General features: G+C 66.5%; 9 protein-coding genes and 1 pseudogene. 5 read left to right on the top strand and 5 right to left on the bottom strand.

From position 1 onward, the window contains the following. Positions 1–678, top strand: coding sequence for a type 1 glutamine amidotransferase domain-containing protein (locus ACYVJ8_RS05695; protein WP_460711063.1), 678 nt, complete (start codon positions 1–3; stop codon positions 676–678). Between the two features lie 5 nt (positions 679–683). On the opposite strand, the gene ACYVJ8_RS05690 is transcribed toward ACYVJ8_RS05695, so the two are convergent. The 3 genes and pseudogenes from ACYVJ8_RS05690 to imuA form a co-directional block, all read right to left on the bottom strand. Continuing rightward, a complete protein-coding gene (locus ACYVJ8_RS05690; RefSeq protein ID WP_460710148.1) occupies positions 684–3,803 on the bottom strand; it encodes an error-prone DNA polymerase in 3,120 nt (1,039 codons plus the stop codon). Beyond that, positions 3,800–5,236: a Y-family DNA polymerase gene (locus ACYVJ8_RS05685; protein WP_460710146.1), complete on the bottom strand. Its 1,437-nt coding sequence runs from the start codon at positions 5,234–5,236 to the stop codon at positions 3,800–3,802. The genes ACYVJ8_RS05690 and ACYVJ8_RS05685 overlap by 4 nt, the downstream gene beginning before the upstream one ends. A 156-nt stretch (positions 5,237–5,392) precedes the next feature. Beyond that, positions 5,393–6,007 (bottom strand): annotated as a pseudogene (gene imuA / locus ACYVJ8_RS05680) (translesion DNA synthesis-associated protein ImuA); the annotation flags it as partial. A 180-nt stretch (positions 6,008–6,187) separates the two neighbouring features. Between imuA and ACYVJ8_RS05675 the strand changes: the two are divergent. Both ACYVJ8_RS05675 and ACYVJ8_RS05670 read left to right on the top strand, forming a co-directional pair. Next, complete coding sequence (locus ACYVJ8_RS05675) at positions 6,188–6,988, top strand: 4'-phosphopantetheinyl transferase family protein (RefSeq protein WP_460710144.1); 801 nt, start codon at positions 6,188–6,190, stop codon at positions 6,986–6,988. A gap of 204 nt (positions 6,989–7,192) precedes the next feature. Next, on the top strand, positions 7,193–8,587 hold the full coding sequence (locus tag ACYVJ8_RS05670) for a TIGR03013 family XrtA/PEP-CTERM system glycosyltransferase (RefSeq protein WP_460710142.1): 1,395 nt from the start codon (positions 7,193–7,195) through the stop codon (positions 8,585–8,587). 640 nt (positions 8,588–9,227) lie between these two features. Here the strand turns inward: ACYVJ8_RS05670 and ACYVJ8_RS05665 are convergent. Further along, a complete protein-coding gene (locus ACYVJ8_RS05665; RefSeq protein WP_460710140.1) occupies positions 9,228–10,004 on the bottom strand; it encodes a hypothetical protein in 777 nt (258 codons plus the stop codon). 133 nt (positions 10,005–10,137) lie between these two features. Beyond that, positions 10,138–10,548 carry a hypothetical protein gene (locus ACYVJ8_RS05660; RefSeq protein WP_460710138.1) on the bottom strand — a complete coding sequence of 137 codons (411 nt, stop codon included), beginning with the start codon at positions 10,546–10,548 and terminating at the stop codon, positions 10,138–10,140. 229 nt (positions 10,549–10,777) lie between these two features. On the opposite strand from ACYVJ8_RS05660, the gene ACYVJ8_RS05655 reads away from it, so the two are divergent. Next, complete coding sequence (locus ACYVJ8_RS05655; protein WP_460710136.1) at positions 10,778–17,335, top strand: amino acid adenylation domain-containing protein; 6,558 nt, start codon at positions 10,778–10,780, stop codon at positions 17,333–17,335. Beyond that, positions 17,332–20,700, top strand: a complete 3,369-nt coding sequence (locus ACYVJ8_RS05650; protein ID WP_460710134.1) for a non-ribosomal peptide synthetase — start codon at positions 17,332–17,334, stop codon at positions 20,698–20,700. Before ACYVJ8_RS05655 ends, ACYVJ8_RS05650 begins: the two co-directional genes overlap by 4 nt. Positions 20,701–20,710: the final 10 nt, after the last annotated feature.

Raw genomic sequence — 20,710 nt, 5'->3', positions numbered from 1 at the left:
ATGAAAAAGATTCTGATGGTCCTGACGTCGCACGATAAGTTGGGCGACACCGGCGAGAAGACGGGCTTCTGGCTGGAGGAGTTCGCCTCCCCGTACTACGTCTTCACGGATGCAGGCGCCGATGTGACCGTGGCTTCGCCCAAAGGCGGGCAGCCGCCGATCGATCCGAAGAGCAACGACCCCAGCAACCAGACAGCGGCCCAGAACCGGTTCAAGGCCGACAAGCAGGCCCAGGAAATCCTGGCCAACACGCGCCGCCTGGATTCGGTATCGGCGGCGGATTACGACACCGTGTTCTACCCGGGCGGGCATGGTCCGATGTGGGACCTTGCCGATGATCCGGCATCGATCAAGTTGATCGAGACGTTCTACGACAGCGGCAAACCCGTCGCCGCCGTCTGTCATGCCCCCGCTGTGCTGCATCGCGTGCAGTTCAACGGCGAGCCGATCGTGAAAGGAAAGCGCGTGACCGGTTTCACCAACACGGAGGAACAGGCAGTCGGCTTGACCAAGGTCGTTCCATTCCTGGTTGAAGACGAACTGAAACGCCAGGGCGGTCGTTACGAGAAGGCCGACGATTGGCAGAGCTTCGCAATAGTGGATGGCAGGCTGATCACCGGCCAGAACCCCGCTTCTTCGGAAGCCACTGCGAAGGCATTGCTGGGCATCCTGAATTAATGGGTTCAGTGGAAATCGCGGGAAGTCGTATTCAGCCCCGACAGCAGCGGCGTCAGGTTCTGCAGGCGTGTGGCGATCAGATGCTGCACGCCGTCGGCGTGTTCGATGCGGCCTTCGATGGCCATCAATTGGGATTCGAGGAATTCGCGACGTTGCCGTTCGGCGACGTGTTGCCAGATCACGGCGTTGACCAGACCGTCTTCGTCTTCGAGGGTGACGAAGGTGACGCCGCTCGCGGTCTGCGGCCGTTGGCGCATGGTGACCAGGCCGGCGAAGCTGACGCGCTGTCCGTGTTTCATCTCGCGAAACTCCGAGGATCGCTTGAAGCGCCGTGCGCGCAGCTGTGCACGCAGCAAGCTCAGGGGATGCCGCCCCAGGGTGAGGCCGACCATGGCGTAATCGGCACGCATGTCTTCGGCCGCGTTCGGTAGCGGCAGGGAAATCGCGGTCTCGGCCGTGGCCCCGATCGGATCGAACAGCGGCCTTTGCGCCTCGACGCCGGCGGCGGCCCAGCGCGCTTTGTGCCGATGGCCGGCCAGTCCGCGTAGTGCAGCCGCATCGGCGAGGATGCCGCGCAGACGCTGGTCGAGATCTGCGCGCAGGCACAGATCGCTCACGTCGTGGAAAGGCTGGCGGGCACGCGCGACCTCGATGCGCTGTGCGGCGTCTTCGCGGAAGCCGTTCACCATGCGCAATCCCAGACGTAGGGCAGGCTGCGCGTCGTCGGACAAACGCGATTCTCGAGAGCGCGGCTCCAACGTGCAGTCCCAATCGCTGTAGCGCACGTCGACCGGCCGCACTTCGATGCCGTGGCGCCGCGCGTCCTGCACGATCTGGCTGGGCGAGTAGAACCCCATCGGTTGCGAATTGATCAGCGCCGCCGCGAACGCCGTCGGCTCGTGCCGCTTGAGCCAACTGCTGGCATAGGCGAGCAGGGCGAAGCTGGCGGCGTGCGATTCGGGAAAGCCGTAGCTGCCGAAGCCCTTGATCTGCTCGAAGATGCGCTCGGCGAACTCCAGCGCATAGCCGTTCTTCAGCATGCCGCCGATGATCCGTTCGCGATGGCCCTGCATGTCGCCGTAGCGTTTCCATGCGGCCATCGAACGCCGCAGCTGATCGGCTTCGCCCGGCGTGTAACCAGCGGCGTCGACCGCCAGCTGCATCACCTGTTCCTGGAACAGCGGCACGCCCAGGGTGCGCTCGAAGATGTGCCGCAGTTTTTCCGAAGGGTAGGTCACCGGTTCCTCGCCGTTGCGGCGGCGCAGGTAGGGATGGACCATGTCGCCCTGGATCGGCCCGGGGCGCACGATCGCCACCTGGATCACCAAGTCGTAGAACCGTTTCGGCTTCAGCCGCGGCAGCATCGCCATCTGCGCACGCGATTCGATCTGGAACACGCCGACGGTGTCGGCGGCGCGGATCATCGCGTAAGTCTGCTCGTCTTCGCGCGGGATGCGGTCCAGATCCAGATCGCGGCGCCCGCTGTCGCGCAGCAGATCGAAAGTCTTGCGGATGCAGGTCAGCATGCCCAGGGCCAGGCAATCGACCTTGAGCAACTTCAGGATGTCCAGATCGTCCTTGTCCCATTGCAGCACCGTGCGGTTGTCCATCGCCGCGTTCTCGATCGGGCCGATGGCCGACAACGGCTGCTCGGAAATCACGAAGCCGCCCGGATGCTGCGAAAGATGCCGCGGGAATCCCAGCAATTGCCCGGTCAACGCGAGGACCCGCTGCATCACCGGGGTCTCCGGATCGAAGCCGTGTTCGCGCAGGAATTCCGCCGGCGGCACGGACTCGCCCCAGTGGTCCATGGTCTTGGCCAGTTCCTCGATCTGGTCGGCCGGCAGCCCCAGCGCCTTGGCCACGTCGCGCACCGCGCTGCGTCCGCGGTAGCGGGTCGCGATCGCGGTCAGAGCGGCGCGCTCGCGTCCGTAGCGGTTGAAGACGTACTGCATGACTTCTTCGCGGCGCTCGTGCTCGAAGTCGACGTCGATGTCAGGCGGTTCGTCGCGTTCCTCGGAGACGAAGCGCTCGAACAGCAGCTCCATTTCGCCCGGCTGCAGTTCGGTGATGCCCAGTGCATAGCAGACCGCGGAATTGGCGGCCGAACCGCGGCCCTGGCACAGGATCTCCTGGCTGCGCGCGAAGCGCACGATGTCGTGCACGGTGAGGAAATAGGATTCGTATTGTTTCCTGGCGATGATCCGCAGCTCCTTGCGGATCAGTTCGATGGCTTTCACCTTCTGCTCACCGGTGGACCCATTCTTGCGCCAGCGTTCGCGGATGCCCTGCATGGAGAGGCGGCGCAGCCAGCTGCGCGCGGTATGCCCGGCGGGCACCAGTTCGTGCGGATACTGGTACTTCAAATCGCGTAGCTTGAAGTGGCAGCGGCTCGCGATGCGTACCGATTCCGCCAGCAATTCCTCGGGATAGATCGCGGCTAATGCCTGTCTCGTACGCAAATGGCGTTCGCCATTGGGGAACAGCGCGTGGCCCGCTTCGGCCAAGGTCGTGTGCTGGCGGATGGCCGTCATCGTGTCCTGCAGGGCACGGCGGCCGCGCACATGCATGTGCACGTCGCCGCAGGCGACCGCGGGGATCTGCAGTTGCCTGGCCAACTGCTGCAGAGCATGGAGGCGATGAGTGTCGTCGGGGCCGCGGTGCAACTCGATGGCGAGCCAGGTGCGTTGCGGGAATCGCGCTTGCAGCCAAGCGGCGTCATCGGCTTGCGGATCTTCTGCGGGAAGCCACAGCGCCAGCAGCCCTTCGTGCTCGCCTTCGAAATCCTCGCGCAACGATCGATAGCGGCCTTTCTCGGCACGCCTGCGCGCACGCGTGATCAGCTGGCACAGCCGCTGATAGCCCGCCAGCGTTTCGGCCAGCAGTACCAGCTTGGGGCCGGCCTCGATCTGGAATTCGCTGCCCACGATCAGCTTCAGGTCGGATTCCTCGGACGCTTCCAGTGCGCGCACGATCCCGGCCAGGCTGCATTCGTCGGTGATGGCGAGCGCGGTGTAACCCTGTTGTTTGGCGCGCTCGAACAATTCGCGGGCGTTGGAGGCGCCGCGCTGGAAACTGAAGTTCGACAGGCAGTGCAATTCGGCGTAGGCGGGCAGCGGCTTCATGCGAACCATCCGTGCAGCATGAAGGGGCCGGCCTGTTCGCCCGCGATGCGGAAGACCCAGGCGCGCTGGCCTTGCGTGGTTTCGACCAGGTAGTAGTCGCGTCTCACATCCTCGTCGTCCCACCAGCCCGACTCGATGCGCTCGGGACCGGCGAGCACGTGTTGCACGCGTTCACGGAAGGGCAGGGGTTGGTGCAGCAACCACCCGGGCCGAGGCAGCGTGGGGAGTTCGGCGGTCTTGCGTGGCATCGCTTCGCCGGTCACGACGCGTTCGGGGCGATGATCCTGCGACCAGCCGACGCTGCGCACGGCCTCATCGCCCAATCGTGCGCGCAGTCGCTCGCGCAACTGCGGCCAGGGCACCGCCTGCTGCGGGCGGGGGTCGAACAGATCGCGCTCGGCCGGCACGAAAGGCGGCAGTTCGCGCGCCAGCAGGCGCATGGCGCGCACCGGCGCCGGCACCTGCGTCTGCTCGATGCGGCCGCGGGCGAGGTCGAACAACATCGCCGCCTCGCGTTCCGCCGCGAGCAATCCGACTTCGACGGTGCTGTGCTCGGAGGCTTCGTGGTCGCCGGCGGCGATGCGGTCGTGTTCGAGCACCACGGTGAAGCGCTGCACGCCGCCGTCGCGTCCGGCCAGGAAGGCCGCCAGGTCCGCGGTCAGCCGGCGCAGCGGGAACAGCAGGGCCTGGCTGGATTCGACTTCGTGTTCGAATTCGATGCGGCCTTCGAAAACATCCGGCGGCCGGTACCAGGTCAGCGGCGCATCCGCGCCGCGGATGATGTCCAGGTGCTGCAGGACCTGGTGCGGAAAGCGTCGGTTGAGGGCATCGCGCGGCAGCGCGAACACCTGCCGCAACTTGCGCAGCCCCATCCGCGACAAGGCATGCGCCACGTCCTGCGGCAGGCCGGAACGCTCGATCGGCAATTGCCCCAAGGCATTGGCCAGCGTGTTGTCGCCCACGGCCAGCCCGTCGTGCACGTTGGCGAGCACGCGCGCCGCATGCGGATTGGGCGCGACCACCAGGCGATGGCGGAATCCCAGCGCCAGCAGCTCTTCACGCATCCGCGCTTCCAGGCGTGGCCAGGGACCGAACAACTGCAGGCTGTGGCCAATCTCGAGCACGAGCGCATGCGCAAGATCGGTGCTGACCTGCGAGCTGAAACGATAGGCCCAGGCGGCGAGCAGTTGCCGCCAGCGTTCTTCGTCGCGCGGATCGTGCTCGGCCGTGGCGAAGCGGCCGCCCAATGCCTGCGCGGCCGCGAGCGGCATGCCGGGACGCAGGCCCAGAGCGCGCGCCGACGGATTTACCGCGTGCAGCACGCGGCGTTGCGCCGGACCGCTGATCAGCGCCAGGGGCGCGTCGGGATCCGGATGGCGTCGCAGCACGCCATCGATCGCGATCTGTGGCAGGAACAGGCAGGCCCATTGCATGGTTCACGCCTCGATGCAGGGGGCCGGCTGCTCGTCCTTGCGGGTCTCATCCTTGCGAAGCGGGATAAACGAAATAACCGGTGCGCTTCGTGTTGCCGATTCCGCTGCTGCATGCGCTGCTGGCTCCGGATATCTGTTTCGCACAGCGTGCGGAAACGGAATCGCGCGAGCAGGCGGATTGCCGCCGCGACACTTGAGGACGCGCAGCTGTCGGGGCGAGGCCTCGATGGCGATGCGCAAGGCCGCCGGCGAAGGATTCAGCGCCGCCTTCAGCGGACGGAAGGCGAAGCCCAGGGCCTGTCCGGTTTCCGCGGCCACCTGCAATCGCCGCAAGGCGCGATCGTCCGCCTGTTGCGGCCAGCACAGCACGGCTTCGCAGGCGCCCGACCGCAGACATTGTTCGGCGGCCCACAGCGCATCGCGTGGCGTTTTCGTGCGGATCACCTGCAGTGCGCCGAGTCGCACGCCGGCGATGTGCCAAGCCTGCGGGTAGGGCAGGTAAGGCGGAGCGATCAGCGCGATGGCGGCGTCCTTCGCAAGACTGAGCCGGGCGAGGGTGGGCCAGAGCAATTGCAGCTCGCCCACGCCATCGGCGGGCAACAGCAACTCGCTCAAGGCCGCGTTGGGCCAGCCGCCCGCAGGTAGGGCCGCATCGAGTGCCGGCCAGCCCGTGGGTTGTTCGAAGACGCCGGTTGCCGGCATCGGCTGCCCGCGCCAGACCCGGCGCTGGGAAATCAGGCCATCGAGCGAGGGCGGAGGGAGCGACTGCATGTTAGTAATAATACTAACTTTGCAGTCTCAAAAACTAAGACTGATAGCTCAATAAGTTACAGCGCATAGTTGATGCCACTTCGCCGCCAGGCGCAGGAATTTGTCCGCTCCTCCGCGAGCGCCTCGTTACTTCCGAGACAGCTGACGAAGCGCCCGCGTGGCGTGCCATGAGCGGGGCACATGCTGCAGATCGACGTCAATCCGGGAGGTGCAGGTCCGCAATGGCCTCGCATTCCCTTGCGCGATGCATTCGAGGACGCGTTGCCGGCGCTGTGGCATAAGGCGCCGCTGCAAAGCGTGCGCATCGGACTGTTCGATCTTCACGAGTGGTGGCCCTGGCTCGCCGAGGCCTACGGCATGCTGGATGCGGCCGAGCTCAGGCGTGTGCAGAGCCGGCGCGTGCCGACGGACCGGCACCAGTTGGCGCTGAGTTATTCGCTGCATCGCCTGCTGCTGGGCGCGGCGATGGACTGCGATCCCTTCGATGTGCCGATCGGCCGCGATGCCAAGGGCTGCCCGTGCCTGGCGCACACGGACCTGACCACCAGTCTCAGTCACGCCGATCACAGCGTTGCCGTGGCCATAGCCGCCCACGGCCCGGTGGGCGTGGACATCGAGCTGGCAGCGCGTGCCCCCGTGGTGCCGGAGATCGCCGAACGCGTGTGCCATCCCGCCGATATCGTCGATCTCGATGCGGGCATGGCGGGATTGCCGGGCTTGTCGCGAAGCGAGGCCCTGTTGGCGCTGTGGGTGCGCAAGGAAGCCTTCCTGAAGGCGGCTGGGATCGGCCTGCAACGGGAAATGCAGACCTTCGCTGCTCCCGACGGCGCCTTGCTTGCCTTGCCCGAAGGCAGCGCCGCGCTGGCGGTGCGGCTACGGATGCTCGATGCCGGCCCGCACTGGATGGCGGCCGTCGCGCACGCGCCGGAGTTGACGGTGACGAGCGCGCAACTGTGCCCGCGCATCGCGGAAAGCGACTGAGCCCAGACCGCAGCAAGGCCGGGATTGCAGGCTCAGCGCGTTATCTCGTAAGAGCCGGTTCGCGCGGGCATGGATGCCTCGTCCCTTGCGGCAGCGGATTAGCGACTTCGAGAGAGAGCACATGCCTGGCAGTCCGTGTATTGCGTGGGATGCGACACCCCGATCGCCCGTAGCCCTGGCCGCCCGACGAATCCGGGGGCGCCGATGAGCATCGCACTGGCCAGTCGCAAGAGCCGTGCGTTGTTTCTGCTCTGGCTGGGCGAGCTGGCCATGTTGATGCTGGCTGTGCTGGCGGCGGCATGGCTGCGCTTCTTCCGCGATCCGGAAGGCTTCTCCGTCTTCTTCGAGTCGGCGCCGTCGCGCGCGTTCGTCTTCGCGGCCTTCATCACCGTGGCGATGGTCGCGTTCGGTCTCTATCAGGTGCACGTGCGGCATAACCGGCAGGAGTTCCTGATCCGCCTGTTGCTGTCCTTCGCTCTGGCCGGTGTGGCGCTGCTGGTGCTGTATTACCTGATCCCGTTGACGTACATCGGCCGCGGTGTGCTGGCGCTGGCGCTCGCCTTCGGACTGCTCGGCGTGGGCTTGCTGCGCCTGATCATCGATCGGGTGTTCAAGACCGACGTGTTCCGGCGCCGCGTGCTGGTGCTGGGTGCGGGCAGGAACGCCGATCTCATCAACAGTCGCCTGCGCAGGCGCGCCGACCGGCAGTCCTTCGTCGTGGTCGGATTCCTCGCCATTCCCGGGCAGGCGAAGCAGGTGCCGGAAAAGCTGCTGCTCAACACCGACTTCTCTTTGTCCGAAATCGCCGAGTGGCTGCAGGTCTACGAAATAGTGGTGGCCCCCGACGAGCGCCGCGGTGCATTGCCGATGGAGGAGATGCTCAAGTGCGCGCAGCGCGGCATCACCATCACCGACTTGTCGACGTTCTTCGAGCGCGAGGCCGGGATGGTCAAGCTCAATGTGGCCGATCCGTCGTGGCTGGCGTTCTCCGGCGGCTTCGACCATTCGATTCCGCGCCGGCTCAACAAGCGTTTCTTCGATCTGGTGGCGGCGGGCGCGCTGTTGTTGGCGGCCTGGCCGTTCATGCTGGTGGTGGCGATATGCGTCGCGCTGGAGTCGCGTGGACCGATCTTCTATCGGCAGACGCGCATCGGTGAGAACGGGGGCACGTTCGAGCTGATCAAGTTCCGCAGCATGCGGGTGGATGCCGAAGCCGATGGCGTGGCGCGCTGGGCGAGCCAGAACGACGACCGCACGACCCGTATCGGACGCATCATTCGTCTCTCGCGGCTGGATGAGTTGCCGCAGTTGTTCAACATCCTGCGCGGCGACATGAGTTTCGTCGGCCCGCGCCCGGAGCGCCCGCAGTTCGTCGAGATGCTCAGCAAGGAAGTGCGCTACTACAACGTCCGCCACTGCGTGAAGCCGGGTCTGACCGGCTGGGCGCAATTGCGCTATCCGTACGGGGCGTCGGTACAGGATGCCGAGGAGAAGCTGACGTTCGACCTGTTCTACGTGAAGAATCACGGCCTCGTGTTCGATCTGCTCATCCTGCTGCAGACGGTGGAGGTCGTGCTCTTCCATCGCGGTTCTCGCTGATACCGCGCTTGCTCGTCATCCCCGCGTAGGCGGGGATCCAGCGACTTTGCTTCGCTCTTGCTCGTCATCCCCGCGAAGGCGGGGATCCAGGGACTTTGGCTTTTGTTGGTGCTGGTGCGTAAAGCGTCGGCTTCGGTGGGACGCGCTACCCGACGGGACGGGGGTGCTCCGCCCCTCCGGACGGCATCCCTGCCTTTAGTCGGGGCCGCGGACCATCCTGGTCCGCTCTCCGCACCCCCATCCCGCCGGGCCGCGCTTACCGCGAGCGTTGTGATCGCCGCTTCGGTCGCGCGCGCTACTTGCTCCTTCTTCTCCCCGCTTGCGGGGAGAAGATGCCCGAAGGGCAGATGAGGGGGAGCGAGCGCAGCGAGTTGCCTTTAGCTCTTAATCAAAGCGCCCGCGATGTGTGGAGGGCAGGCGGTGCCGGTAGGCAGGCGCGACTGTCAGCGGCATGGATGCCGCTGACAAGCCTCCATGGACGGATTCACGGCGTGTCGCGACTGCCTACCGGCGCCGCCTGCCTGCCCGCACTGCCACATGCTTTGCAATGCAAAGGCAAAGCAACAGCTGGATCCCGGCTTTCGCCGGGATGACGAGCAAGGGCAAGGGCAAGGCCCAAGAGTAAGCGCAATAGCTCGAGCTAAGGCGCGCTCGGAGTGGGTTGCCCCACCGTTACAGGACGCGGCGTCGAACTCTGCAATTCTGCCGTCACAGCGACACCCTCGAACCCAATCCGCAGCTCGCCGAAGCGCTGAGCGATATAGCCCAGCAGGGCCTGGATGAAGAAGATGACGCCGACCATTTCCATGCCTTCTTCCAGACTGACCAACAGGTGATACACGATCGACCGATACGTATGGTCCTCGCGCCACCAACCCTCGATCAGCTCCACGCCTACCGCACCGCCCAGATAGATCGCCGCACACGCCACGAACGCCAGCATCGACCGCCGCGGCAGCCGCAGCAGGAACGGCAGGAAATACAGCCCCAGCGCCGCGACCAGCACCAGCGCCGGCACCAGCCAGGCGTAGTAGAAGATGCCCAGATGCCCTCCGCCGAGCAGATGCCGCATCGGTTCGATTAGCCGCTCGTGCAGCGCCAGATTCTCGTCGAACCCCATCACGGTGAACCCGAAGGCGAGCAGAAACCATTTGCCCGCGTCGCGACCCTCGTGCAGGCGTTCAAGCGCTGCGATCGCTAGCAGCACAGCGGCAGCGCCCAGCAACAGGAACGTCGAAAACAGCGCCGGCACGTTGGATTCGCCGTCGAGGTTCATCAACGCCAGCCCCGTGGCGTACTGGCCCGTGTAGATGCGGTAGAGCTGCATGGCCAGGTTTATGGCGATCAGCAGCAGGACCACGAGAAGAAGAGGACGCGTGAGGAAGCTCGTAGAGAGCCTGATGGTGCGGTTGTGCATTGCCCGTTCGCTCCAGCGGCTGTTCGGCAGCCTGTCTAGTCACAGAAACGTCAATGACAGGCAAATGACGGTCATCCGGAGCGCATGACCGTTGGGTGACACCCGAAGGCAGAGCGAGGAGCTTGCGGCGCGCCTACCTCAACCATTCGCCCGAGGCGAGCGCGATCAGCACGAACAGCAGCACCAGCAGGATCACCGCCGCCCAGAACGCAAGGCGTGGCGAGGCCGTATCGGCGGTCTCCACGGGGCGCGAAGGGCGCTGGACCCCGAGCGGCATGGGCGTACGCACGGACGCACTCAGCTTGCCGGACCGATGCGGCGCCGCCCCCGGCAGCCGCCCATAGCGGCGATGGAAACGCGTGGCCGTCGTATACAGCCCGATCAGATCCCGCAGGACAGCGTTCGATTCAGGCGACTGCACGCCCCCGGTCCGATTGGGCTGCAACTCGGAGATCCGACGGCGATACGCGAGCTGCAGCTCTGCGAGGCTGCAGTTCGGTTCCAGGTCGAGTTCCGAATAGAGCAGGGTGAGATCGGGCTTCATGGTCCTCCCTTCGCTGCGCCTATCGTATCGCGCGATTGGGCCGTGAAAACCGCGTTTACGCAGCGCGCTTACAAGGCCGCTGATGGCCGCATGGCCCGGCCCACGACGTTTGAGACGACATCAGCGCGATCTTCATGGCGGCCGCCTGGACACGCCGGGAGACGCGATTCGGTGCATCGCGAAAGGCCTTGGGATGCCTGGGGGGTGCAAGCGCAGGGGATGGAGTGGCATGAATCAGCGATCCGACAGTCCGTCACCGCGTCGCCTCTCCTCCGAACAGGCGTGCATCACGCAGCAGATCGAACAGCAAGCCGCCGCGCGGCCGGACGCGATCGCCGTCACCTGCGACGGTGCAAGCCTCAGTTACCGCGAACTCAACCAGCGCGCCAACCAGCTCGCCCATCGCCTGCGTGCGCTCGGCGTCGGGCCGGAAGTCCTGGTCGCCATCGGCCTGGATCGGTCGCTGGAGATGGTGGTCGGCCTGCTGGGCATCCTCAAAGCCGGCGGCGCCTATCTGCCCGTCGATCTGGCGTATCCGCGCGACCGCGTCCAGTTCATGTTCGACGACGCCCGCCCGGCCGTGCTGTTGACCTCGTCGTCGCAGCAGGACGCATGGCCCGACGTCGGTCTGCCGATACTGCTCCTCGACGAGTGGTCGCCGCTTGCCGGCGAACCCACGCACGATCCCGAGCCGCTGGCCGATCTGCAGAATCTCGCCTACGTCATCTACACCTCGGGCTCGACCGGCAAACCCAAAGGCTGCCAGGTCACGCACTTCAACGTGTCGCGGTTGTTTACTTCGACCCAGCCCTGGTACGGCTTCGGCGCCGATGACGTCTGGACGTTCTTCCATTCCCACGCCTTCGATTTCTCGGTGTGGGAGATCTGGGGCGCGCTGATCTACGGCGGGCGTGTCGTGGTCGTGCCGTACCTGGTGAGCCGCTCGCCTGAGGCCTTCCATGCGCTGCTGGTGCGAGAAGGCGTCACCGTGCTCAACCAGACGCCCTCGGCCTTCCGCAATCTCATCCATGCCGATCTTGCTTCGGGCACCCCAACGTCCGCGCTATCGCTGCGTTACGTGATCTTCGGCGGGGAAGCGCTCGAACTGCAGATGCTTCGCCCCTGGTTCGAACGCCACGGCGACCGCTCGCCGCGCCTGATCAACATGTACGGCATCACCGAAACCACGGTGCATGTCACTTATCGGCCGGTCGGCATGACCGAGGTCGATCGCAATGCCGGTAGCGTGATCGGCGAACCCATTCCGGACCTGCGCCTGTTCGTGCTGGATGAGCAGCTCGTGCCGGTCGCGGTCGGCGAGGTCGGCGAAATCTACGTCGCCGGCGCGGGCGTGTCGCGCGGCTATCTTAATCGCCCCGAACTCACCGCCGAACGCTTCTTCGACTGGCACTCGCCCGAAGGCGAAAGCGTGCGCCTCTACAAGACCGGCGATCTTGCGCGTCCGCTCGTCGACGGCGATCTGGAATATCTCGGCCGCAGCGACCACCAGGTCAAGATCCGCGGCTTCCGCATCGAAACCGGCGAGATCGAAAGCGTGCTCGCCCGCCATGACGCCGTGCGCGCCTGTGCGGTGATCGCGCGCAACGATCGCGCCGACGGCGAGGCGTACCTGGTCGCCTATGTGGTGCCGGTGCAGCGCGGCGTGCACACCTCGCAGGCCGAGCTGCGCGCGCATCTGGCGGGATCGCTGCCGGATTACATGATTCCCAGCGCCTTCGTGGACCTCGACGCGCTGCCGCTGACCGAGAACGGCAAGCTCGACCGCCGCGCACTGCCGGCACCCGCGCGCCAGCGCCCCGATCTGGCGTCTGCCTACGAGCCTGCGGCAGGCGCGCTGGAAAGCATCCTGTGCGAAGCCTTCGGCGACCTGCTAGCCATCGACAGCGTCGGGCGCCACGACAATTTCTTCGAGTTGGGCGGCGATTCGATGTCGGCGACCCGCCTGTTGCAGCGGATCGCCAAGGCGCGAGGCGATGGTGGCGTGATTCCTACGGCCACGCTGTTCCACAACCCGACCCCCGCCGCGTTGGCGGCAGCGTTGGAAGGGCGCAGCCAAACGGGTATCGACGCGAGCCGGTTTGCCGCCGCGCATCGCAAGGGCACCGATGCTTCCGAGCCGATCGCGATCGTTGCGATGGCCGGACGCTTCCCCGGCGCAAGCGATGTCGAAGCGTTCTGGCGCAACCTGTGCGACGGACGCGACACGATCACCTTCTTCGGTGCCGAGGATCTGGATCCTGCCGTCAGTGCACAGGAGCGCGGCGATCCGTCCTACGTGCCCGCCCGCGGCGTGATCGACGGCGTCGAACAGTTCGATGCGGCGTTCTTCGGGATCAGCCCGAAGGAAGCGGAGCTGATGGACCCGCAGCAGCGCATCTTCCTCGAGCTGTGCTGGGAGTGCCTGGAACGTGGCGGCCATGTGCCCGATGCCTCGGGCTCCGTCGGCGTGTTCGCTGGCATGTTCAACGCCAGCTACCACCAGCGCCACGTCGCCGCGCACCCGGAACTGGTCGAGCGCGTCGGCGCCTTCCAGGTGATGCTCGACAACGAGAAGGACTTCATCGCGACCCGCGTCGCGCACAAGCTCAACCTGACCGGTCCGGCGATCAGCGTGCACACCGCCTGTTCGACCTCGCTGGTCGCCATCTGCCAGGCGATGGACAGCCTGCGCCTGGGTCATTGCGACATGGCGCTGGCCGGCGGCATCACCGTGACCTGTCCGCCGCGCAGCGGTTATTTCCACCAGGAAGGCGCGATGCTGTCGCCCGACGGCCACACCCGTACCTTCGACGTGGAGGCGGGCGGCACGGTGTTCAGCGACGGCGGTGCCGTGCTGTTGCTCAAGCGCTTGTCCGACGCGATCGCCGACGGCAACCGTGTCTTCGCGGTGATCCGCGGCGGCGCGGTCAACAACGACGGCAGCGGCAAGGCCAGCTTCACCGCGCCCAGCAGCGAAGGCCAGGCCGCCGTGATCGCCATGGCCCACGCGCGCGCGCAAGTCGACGCGCGCACGATCGGTTACGTGGAAGCGCACGGCACCGCGACGCCGGTGGGCGACCCCATCGAGATCGAAGGCCTGACGCGTGCATTCCGGTGCAGTACGCAAGAGGTGGGCTTCTGCCGGATCGGTTCGGTGAAGAGCAACATCGGGCACCTGGTGATCGCCGCGGGCGCCACCGGCGTGATCAAGACCGCGCTGGCGCTGGATGAAGGACGCATCCCGGCGACCGCACATTTCAAGGCGCCCAATCCCGCCATCGATTTCGCGGGCTCGCCCTTCGTGGTCAATGCGACGCTGGCCGACTGGCCTGCCACCGATGCGCCGCGTCGCGCCGGCGTGAGTTCCTTCGGCGTAGGCGGCACCAACGCGCACGTCGTTTTGGAGGAAGCCCCCGAGCTTCCCGTTTCGGAGCCGGCGCACGGCCCGCAGTTGCTTGTGCTCTCCGCACGCACGCCGGCCGCGTTGTCGCAGGCGGCTTCGCGCCTGGCCGACCATCTCGATGCCGCAGCGGACATCAACCTGGCCGACGTCGCCTGGACGCTGACGGTCGGTCGCAAAGCCTTCGCACACCGCATCGCGCTCGCGGCCGACGACGTAGCCGGCGCAATCGCACAATTGCGCAGTCCCGAAACCGCAGCGGCGATCGCGCGCACGCGTCCGGCGCGGCAGAGCGACGTGGTCTTCCTGTTCCCGGGGCAGGGCGCGACGTATCCCGGTATGGGCCGTGCGCTGTACGCCGCCGAGCCCGCTTTCCGCATCGCCTTCGACGACTGCGTGGATGCCTTGGGCGACGAGGCGGGCTTCGACCTGCGCGAGCGCGTGCTCTCCGACGATCCCGAGGCGCTGCTGCCGACGGCGATCATGCAACCGGCGACCTTCGCGATCGAATACTCGCTGGCACGGTTCTGGATGAGCCATGGCCTGGTGCCTGCGGCAATGATCGGGCATAGCGTCGGCGAATTCGTCGCCGCCACGCTCGCCGGTGTCTTCAGCCTGGCGGATGCGATGAAGCTGGTCGCCCGCCGCGGCGCGCTGATGCAGGCGCAACCCGCGGGCGGCATGTTGTCGGTGCGGATGCCGTTGGACACGCTGCTGGCTCGCATGCCCGACGATCTGTCGCTGGCGGCGGAAAACGCACCGGGCAGCTGCGTCGTTTCCGGCACGCTCGAGGCGATCGCGCGATTCCAGGCGCAGCTGGAAGCCGAGGGGGTCGCCTGTCGTGCGCTGCGCACCTCGCATGCCTTCCACTCGCAGATGATGGAACCGGTGGTGACGCCATTCCGTGCAGAAGTGGCGACACTGTCGCTGGCTGCACCGCGCATTCCGATCGTCTCCACGGCCAGCGGCGATTGGCTCGATGCGGCCAACGCGACTTCGCCCGACTACTGGGCTGCGCATCTACGCGAGCCGGTACGATTCGCCGCCGCGCTCGGCCGTGTGCTGGACACGCCGGCGCGCGTGCTCCTCGAAGTCGGGCCGCGCGCCACGCTGGCCGCGCTCTCGCGCCAGCATCCGGGCCTGCAGCAGCATCATCTCGCCGCGGTCGCCACGCTCGCGGACACCCCGGTCGCGGAGCCTGCGAGCCTGCGCTCGGCGGCCGGCCAACTATGGGCGAGGGGCGTGACGATCGATCCGGCGCTGTTCGATCGCCGCGTTGTGCGTGGCCGCGTGCGGCTTCCGACTTATCCGTTCGAACGCCAGCGCTATTGGGTGGAAGCGTCGGTCGCGAGCTCCAACGTCGTTCCTCATCCGGCCATGGCCGCGGTGGCGACGGAAACGGAGGTCGTAGCGTTGCCGCAGGCAGGAGAGACAGCGGGTGAGGCGGGCGGCGTATCGGCGGCCGTCACCAGGTTGAAGGAGCTCTTTTACGAGACGACCGGCTTCGATATGTCCGACGCGGACACGGACGCCAACTTCATGGAACTGGGCCTCGACAGCCTGATGCTCACCCAGGTCTCGCTGCAGTTGCAGAAGGCGTTCGGCGTGAAGATCACCTTCCGCCAGTTGATGGGCGAGGGCAACAGCATCGATCGGCTGGCCGGCATGCTCGAAGCGCAGATGCCCGAAGCCAGTGCGCCGCCTGCGCGCGAGACGCGGGCCCTGGCGCGGGTCATTCCGATCGGCCCGCAAGCCGTGCCCACGGCGGCGGGCGACGAAAACGCGCCCGCGCGCTACGACGTGAAGAAGGCCTTCGGCGCCATCGCCCGCATCGACACCGGCGGCGGCATCGACCTGAGCCCGCACCAGCGCAGCCGGCTGGAGGATTACATCCAGCGCTATGTCGCGCGTACCCGCAAATCGAAGGCCTACACCGCCGCGCATCGCGCGCATCTGGCCGATCCGCGCGTGGTCAACGGCTTCCGTCCCCTGACCAAGGAAATCACCTATCCGATCGTCGTCGATCGCTCGAAGGGCTCGCGGTTGTGGGATCTCGACGGCAACGACTACGTGGACGCCATCAACGGCTTCGGCATGAGCCTGTTCGGCTGGCAGCCCGATTTCGTGCTGAAGGCGGTGAAGCAGCAACTGGATATGGGCTACGAGATCGGCCCGCAGCATCCCCTGGCGGGTGAAGTCGCCAACCTGATCTGCGAGTTGACCGGACACGAGCGTGTGGCGCTGTGCAACACCGGATCGGAAGCCGTGCTCGGTGCGTTGCGGATCGCGCGGACCGTCACCGGCCGCGAGACGGTGGTGCTGTTCACCGGCTCGTATCACGGCATCAATGACGAAGTGATCGTGCGTGCCACCCGCGCGCTCAAGGCGATGCCGGCGGCGCCAGGCATCCTGCGCAATACCGCCGAGCACGTGCTGGTGCTCGACTACGGCACGCCCGAATCGATGCGGATCATCCGCGAACGCGCGCACGAGATCGCGGCCGTGCTGGTGGAACCGGTGCAGAGCCGCCGCCCGGATTTCCAGCCGGTCGATTTCCTGCGCGAGCTGCGCGAGGTCACCCGCGACGCGGGTGCGTTGCTGATCTTGGACGAGGTCGTCACCGGTTTCCGCTCGCATCCGGGCGGCGTGCAGGCACTTTTCGATATCCGTGCCGACCTATGCACCTACGGCAAGGTGATGGGCGGGGGCTATCCGATCGGCGTCATCGCCGGCAGCCGCGCGTGCATGGACGCGCTTGACGGCGGCGACTGGCGCTTCGGCGACGACTCCGTTCCGAGCGTCGGCGTGACGTACTTCGCCGGCACCTTCGTGCGCCATCCGCTGGCGCTGGCGGCGGCCAAGGCCGTGCTCGAGCATCTGCGCGCGGAAGGATCGCCTCTGCAGGAGCGGCTCAGCGCCAACGTCGCCGCGATGTGCGCGCAGATGAACGATTTCTGCGCGCAGGCCGCTGCGCCGATCCAGGTCAGGCATTTCGCGTCCGTCTGGAAGATCTTCTTCCTCGAAGAGCATCCGTTGCAGGACTTGCTGTTCGGCATGATGCGCAGCCGCGGCGTGCACATCCTCGAAAACTTCCCCTGCTTCCTGACCACGGCGCATAGCGCGGCCGACATCCGCATGATCGTCGATGCGTTCCGCGATTCGGTGCACGAACTGCAGGATGCTGGGCTCCTCCCGGGCGGTGTCCTCGCAGAACCCGCTCCGGAGATGCTGCAGGTCGTCGTCGCAACGGCTCCCATCGTGGCGACGATGGACGCGCGTTGCCCGCTGGTGCCCGGTGCACGCCTGGGCCGTGCGCCGGATGGCCGGCCGGCCTGGTTCGTTCCCGACCCGGATCGTGCGGGCAAATTCCTCAAGGTGGGCACATGAACACCGCAGCGCCCCTGCCGTCGCTGGCGTTCGAGCCGGTCGATTACGATCCTTTCGAGGCCGGCGAACTCGCGCTGGTCGTACCGACCACCGAATCGCAACGCGAGATCTGGCTGGCCGACCAGCTCAGTCCCGAGGCTTCGCTGGCGTTCAATCTGTCGGTGTCGCTGCGGTTCTCGGGCGGGCTCGACGTGGATGCGCTGAGCCGTGCGCTGCAGGCGCTGATCGACCGTCATGATGCGCTGCGCGCCTGTGTCGGTCCCGACGGCCAGACCTTGGCGATCTTGCAGGACCATGCGTTGCCGCTCCCGATTACGGACCTGCGTGGCAGCGATACCTCGCTGCGCGATCATACCGTCAGCCAGCGCCTGCGCGCCTCGGTGGAAACGCCTTTCTCGCTCGCAGAGCCGATGTTCCGCGCTGAACTGCTGCGATTAGGCGGCAGCGAAGACCTGTTGCTGCTTTCCACCCATCACGTCGTGTGCGATGGCTGGTCGTGGTGGGTGCTGGTGCGCGAACTGGGTGCGCTGTACGCGCAACATGCGGGCGTGTCGACGGATGCCGAGGCCCACAGCCTGCCGGCGGTTGCTGCCTCGTTCGCCGAGTACGCAATGAACGAAGCGGCGGCCCAAGAGGACCCCGCGCACGAAGCCGACGGCGCCTACTGGCTGTCGCGCTTCGCCGGCGAGGCGCCGGTGCTGGAACTTCCGACCGATCGCCCGCGTCCGGCGCTGCGCACTTTTTCTTCGGCGCGCGAAGACTATGTGCTGGACGAAGAATTGTTCGCGGGCTTGCGTCGTCTCGGCGGGCGGCACGGTGTCAGCTTGTTCGCCACACTGCTCGCCGGTTTTTCGGGCCTCCTATCGCGCATCACTGGACAAGCCGATGTCGTCGTCGGAATTCCCGCTGCCGGCCAGCCAGTGGCCGGCGCCGACGACCTGGTCGGACATTGCGTCAATACGCTGCCGCTGCGCTTCGCGATCGAACCCGGCACGCCGTTCACGGCGATGCTCGATACCGCCCAGGCCATCTTGCTGGACGCGTTGGAGCATCAGCGCCACACCTTCGGTACGCTGCTGAAGAAGCTGCGCATCCGCCGCGATCCGGCGCGCATGCCGCTGGTCGGCGTGCTGTTCAATCTCGATCAGGCGCTGGAGCACGAAAGCACCGCGTTCCCGGGCGTGGCGATGGACTTCGACAGCAATCCGCGCAGCTTCGAAACCTTCGAGCTGTTCGTGAACGCCGTGCAGAGCAAGGGCCGGTTGCGGCTGGAGTGCCAGTACAACACCGAGCTGTTCGATGCGGCGACGATCCGTCGCTGGCTGCTGGCCTACGAGACTTTGCTACGGGCCGCGGTGGAACGCGAGTCCACACCGTTCGCCCAGTTGCCGCTGGTCGATGCGGCGGCGCGGGCCGAACTGGATGCGTTGCAGCCGCAGCCGATCGCCTTCGACCGCGAATGCAGGATGCACCAGTTCTTCGAGCGGCAATGCGACCGCACGCCCGCACGCATCGCGCTGCGCGCCGGCCGTGCCGCGGTGAGTTATACGGACCTGGAGGCGCAGGCCAATCGCATCGCGCATGTCCTGCGTGGCCACGGCATCCGCCGTGGCGCATTGGTCGGACTGGCGCTGGATCGCGGCGTGGACATGCTGGCGGCGCTGCTGGGCATTCTCAAGGCCGGAGCGGGATACGTGCCGCTGGATCCGCAATTCCCCGCGGAGCGGCTCGCCTACATGGCCGCCGATGCCGGCCTGGCGATGCTGGTGACCACGAGCGAGTACGCGCCGCGCTTCGACCTGCGCGGCCGGCCGATGCTGCTCGTCGACGAACACGCGACACAGCTGTCCGATGCTGCTGCGCAGCGCCTGTCCGACGATGCCGAAGCCGCACGCCCCGACGATCCGGCCTACGTCATCTATACCTCCGGCTCCACCGGGCGGCCGAAGGGTGTGATCGTGCCGCATCGTGCGGTGTCCAACTTCATCACCAGCATGCAGCGCGAGCCGGGCTTGAGCGAGCGCGACCGTCTGCTCGCGATCACCACGCTGTCGTTCGACATCGCCGTGCTGGAGTTGCTGTTGCCGCTGTCGGTCGGCGCGCAGATCGTCATGGCCGATCGCGAGACGGCCGGCGACGGAGCGGCGCTGCGCTCGCTGCTGGAGAACAGCGAGGCGACGATCATGCAGGGCACGCCGTCGAGCTGGCGACTGCTGATCGACGCGGGCTGGAACGGTCAGGCAGGCTTCAAGGCGCTGTGCGGTGGCGAGGCGATGTCGCCGGATCTCGCGTCCGCGCTGCTGGAGCGTTGCGGGTCGGTGTGGAACGTTTACGGTCCCACCGAAACCACCGTGTGGTCCACCTGCGCGCGCATCGATGCGCCGGATGCAGGCATGGCGCCCGATGTGCACATCGGCCGTCCGATCGCCAACACCACGGTGTGGGTACTCGATGCGCAGGGCGAACTGTGTCCGTTGGGCGTGCCGGGCGAGATTTGCATCGGCGGCGACGGCGTCACCAAGGGGTATCTCGATCGTCCGGAGCTGACTTCGGAGCGCTTCGTCCCCGATCGCTACTCCCGAGTCGCTTCGGCATCGGCTGAACAACATCCGCTCCTGTACCGCACCGGCGACCGCGGACGCTGGCGCGCGGATGGAAATATCGAGCATCAGGGACGCCTCGATCACCAGGTCAAGGTGCGCGGCTATCGCATCGAGCTTGGCGAGATCGAGGCGAATCTGGCCGCCCGTGCCGAAATCGCCCGTGCCCTGGTCATCGTGCGCGAAGACCGCGCCAACGATCAGCGCCTGGTCGCCTACCTGGTGGCCACGCCGGGCATGACGATCGACGAGACCGCGCTGCGCGCCCATCTGCGCGATCTGCTGCCGGCCTACATGCTGCCGCAGCACTTCCTGGTGCTCGACGAACTGCCTCTGCTGCCCAATGGCAAGATCGACCGGCATGCGCTGCCATCGCCTACGCATGAAGAGAGCCACGCGGCGACGGCGGTGGCGCAGGACGACGCGAGCATCGACCCGCGTATCCGCTATCTGGCGCAGGTGTGGTCCGAACTGCTCGGCCTGCCTGCCGGAATGGACGACAACTTCTTCGAACTTGGCGGCCATTCGATGTTGGCGGTGCAGATGGCCAGCCGCGTGGAACGCGACACGGGCCATCGCATCAAGCTGATCCGGCTGGGCGCGGAAACCCTGGCGCAGGTCGCCGCCGGCTTGCCGGCTCCTGCCGAAGCGGAAGCGCCAGCCGTGCGTGAGAACCGTGGGCGCATCAGCAGCGGATTAAGGCGTTTGTTCGGATTGGCTGGAGCCGATTCGCACAACTCCGACTCGGGAGCATTGCGATCATGAGCGTAGCGAG

This window comes from Lysobacter terrae (genome assembly GCF_054782215.1).
The sequence above is the reverse complement of the archived record's forward strand: the minus strand, read 5'-3'. Positions and strand labels throughout refer to the sequence as shown.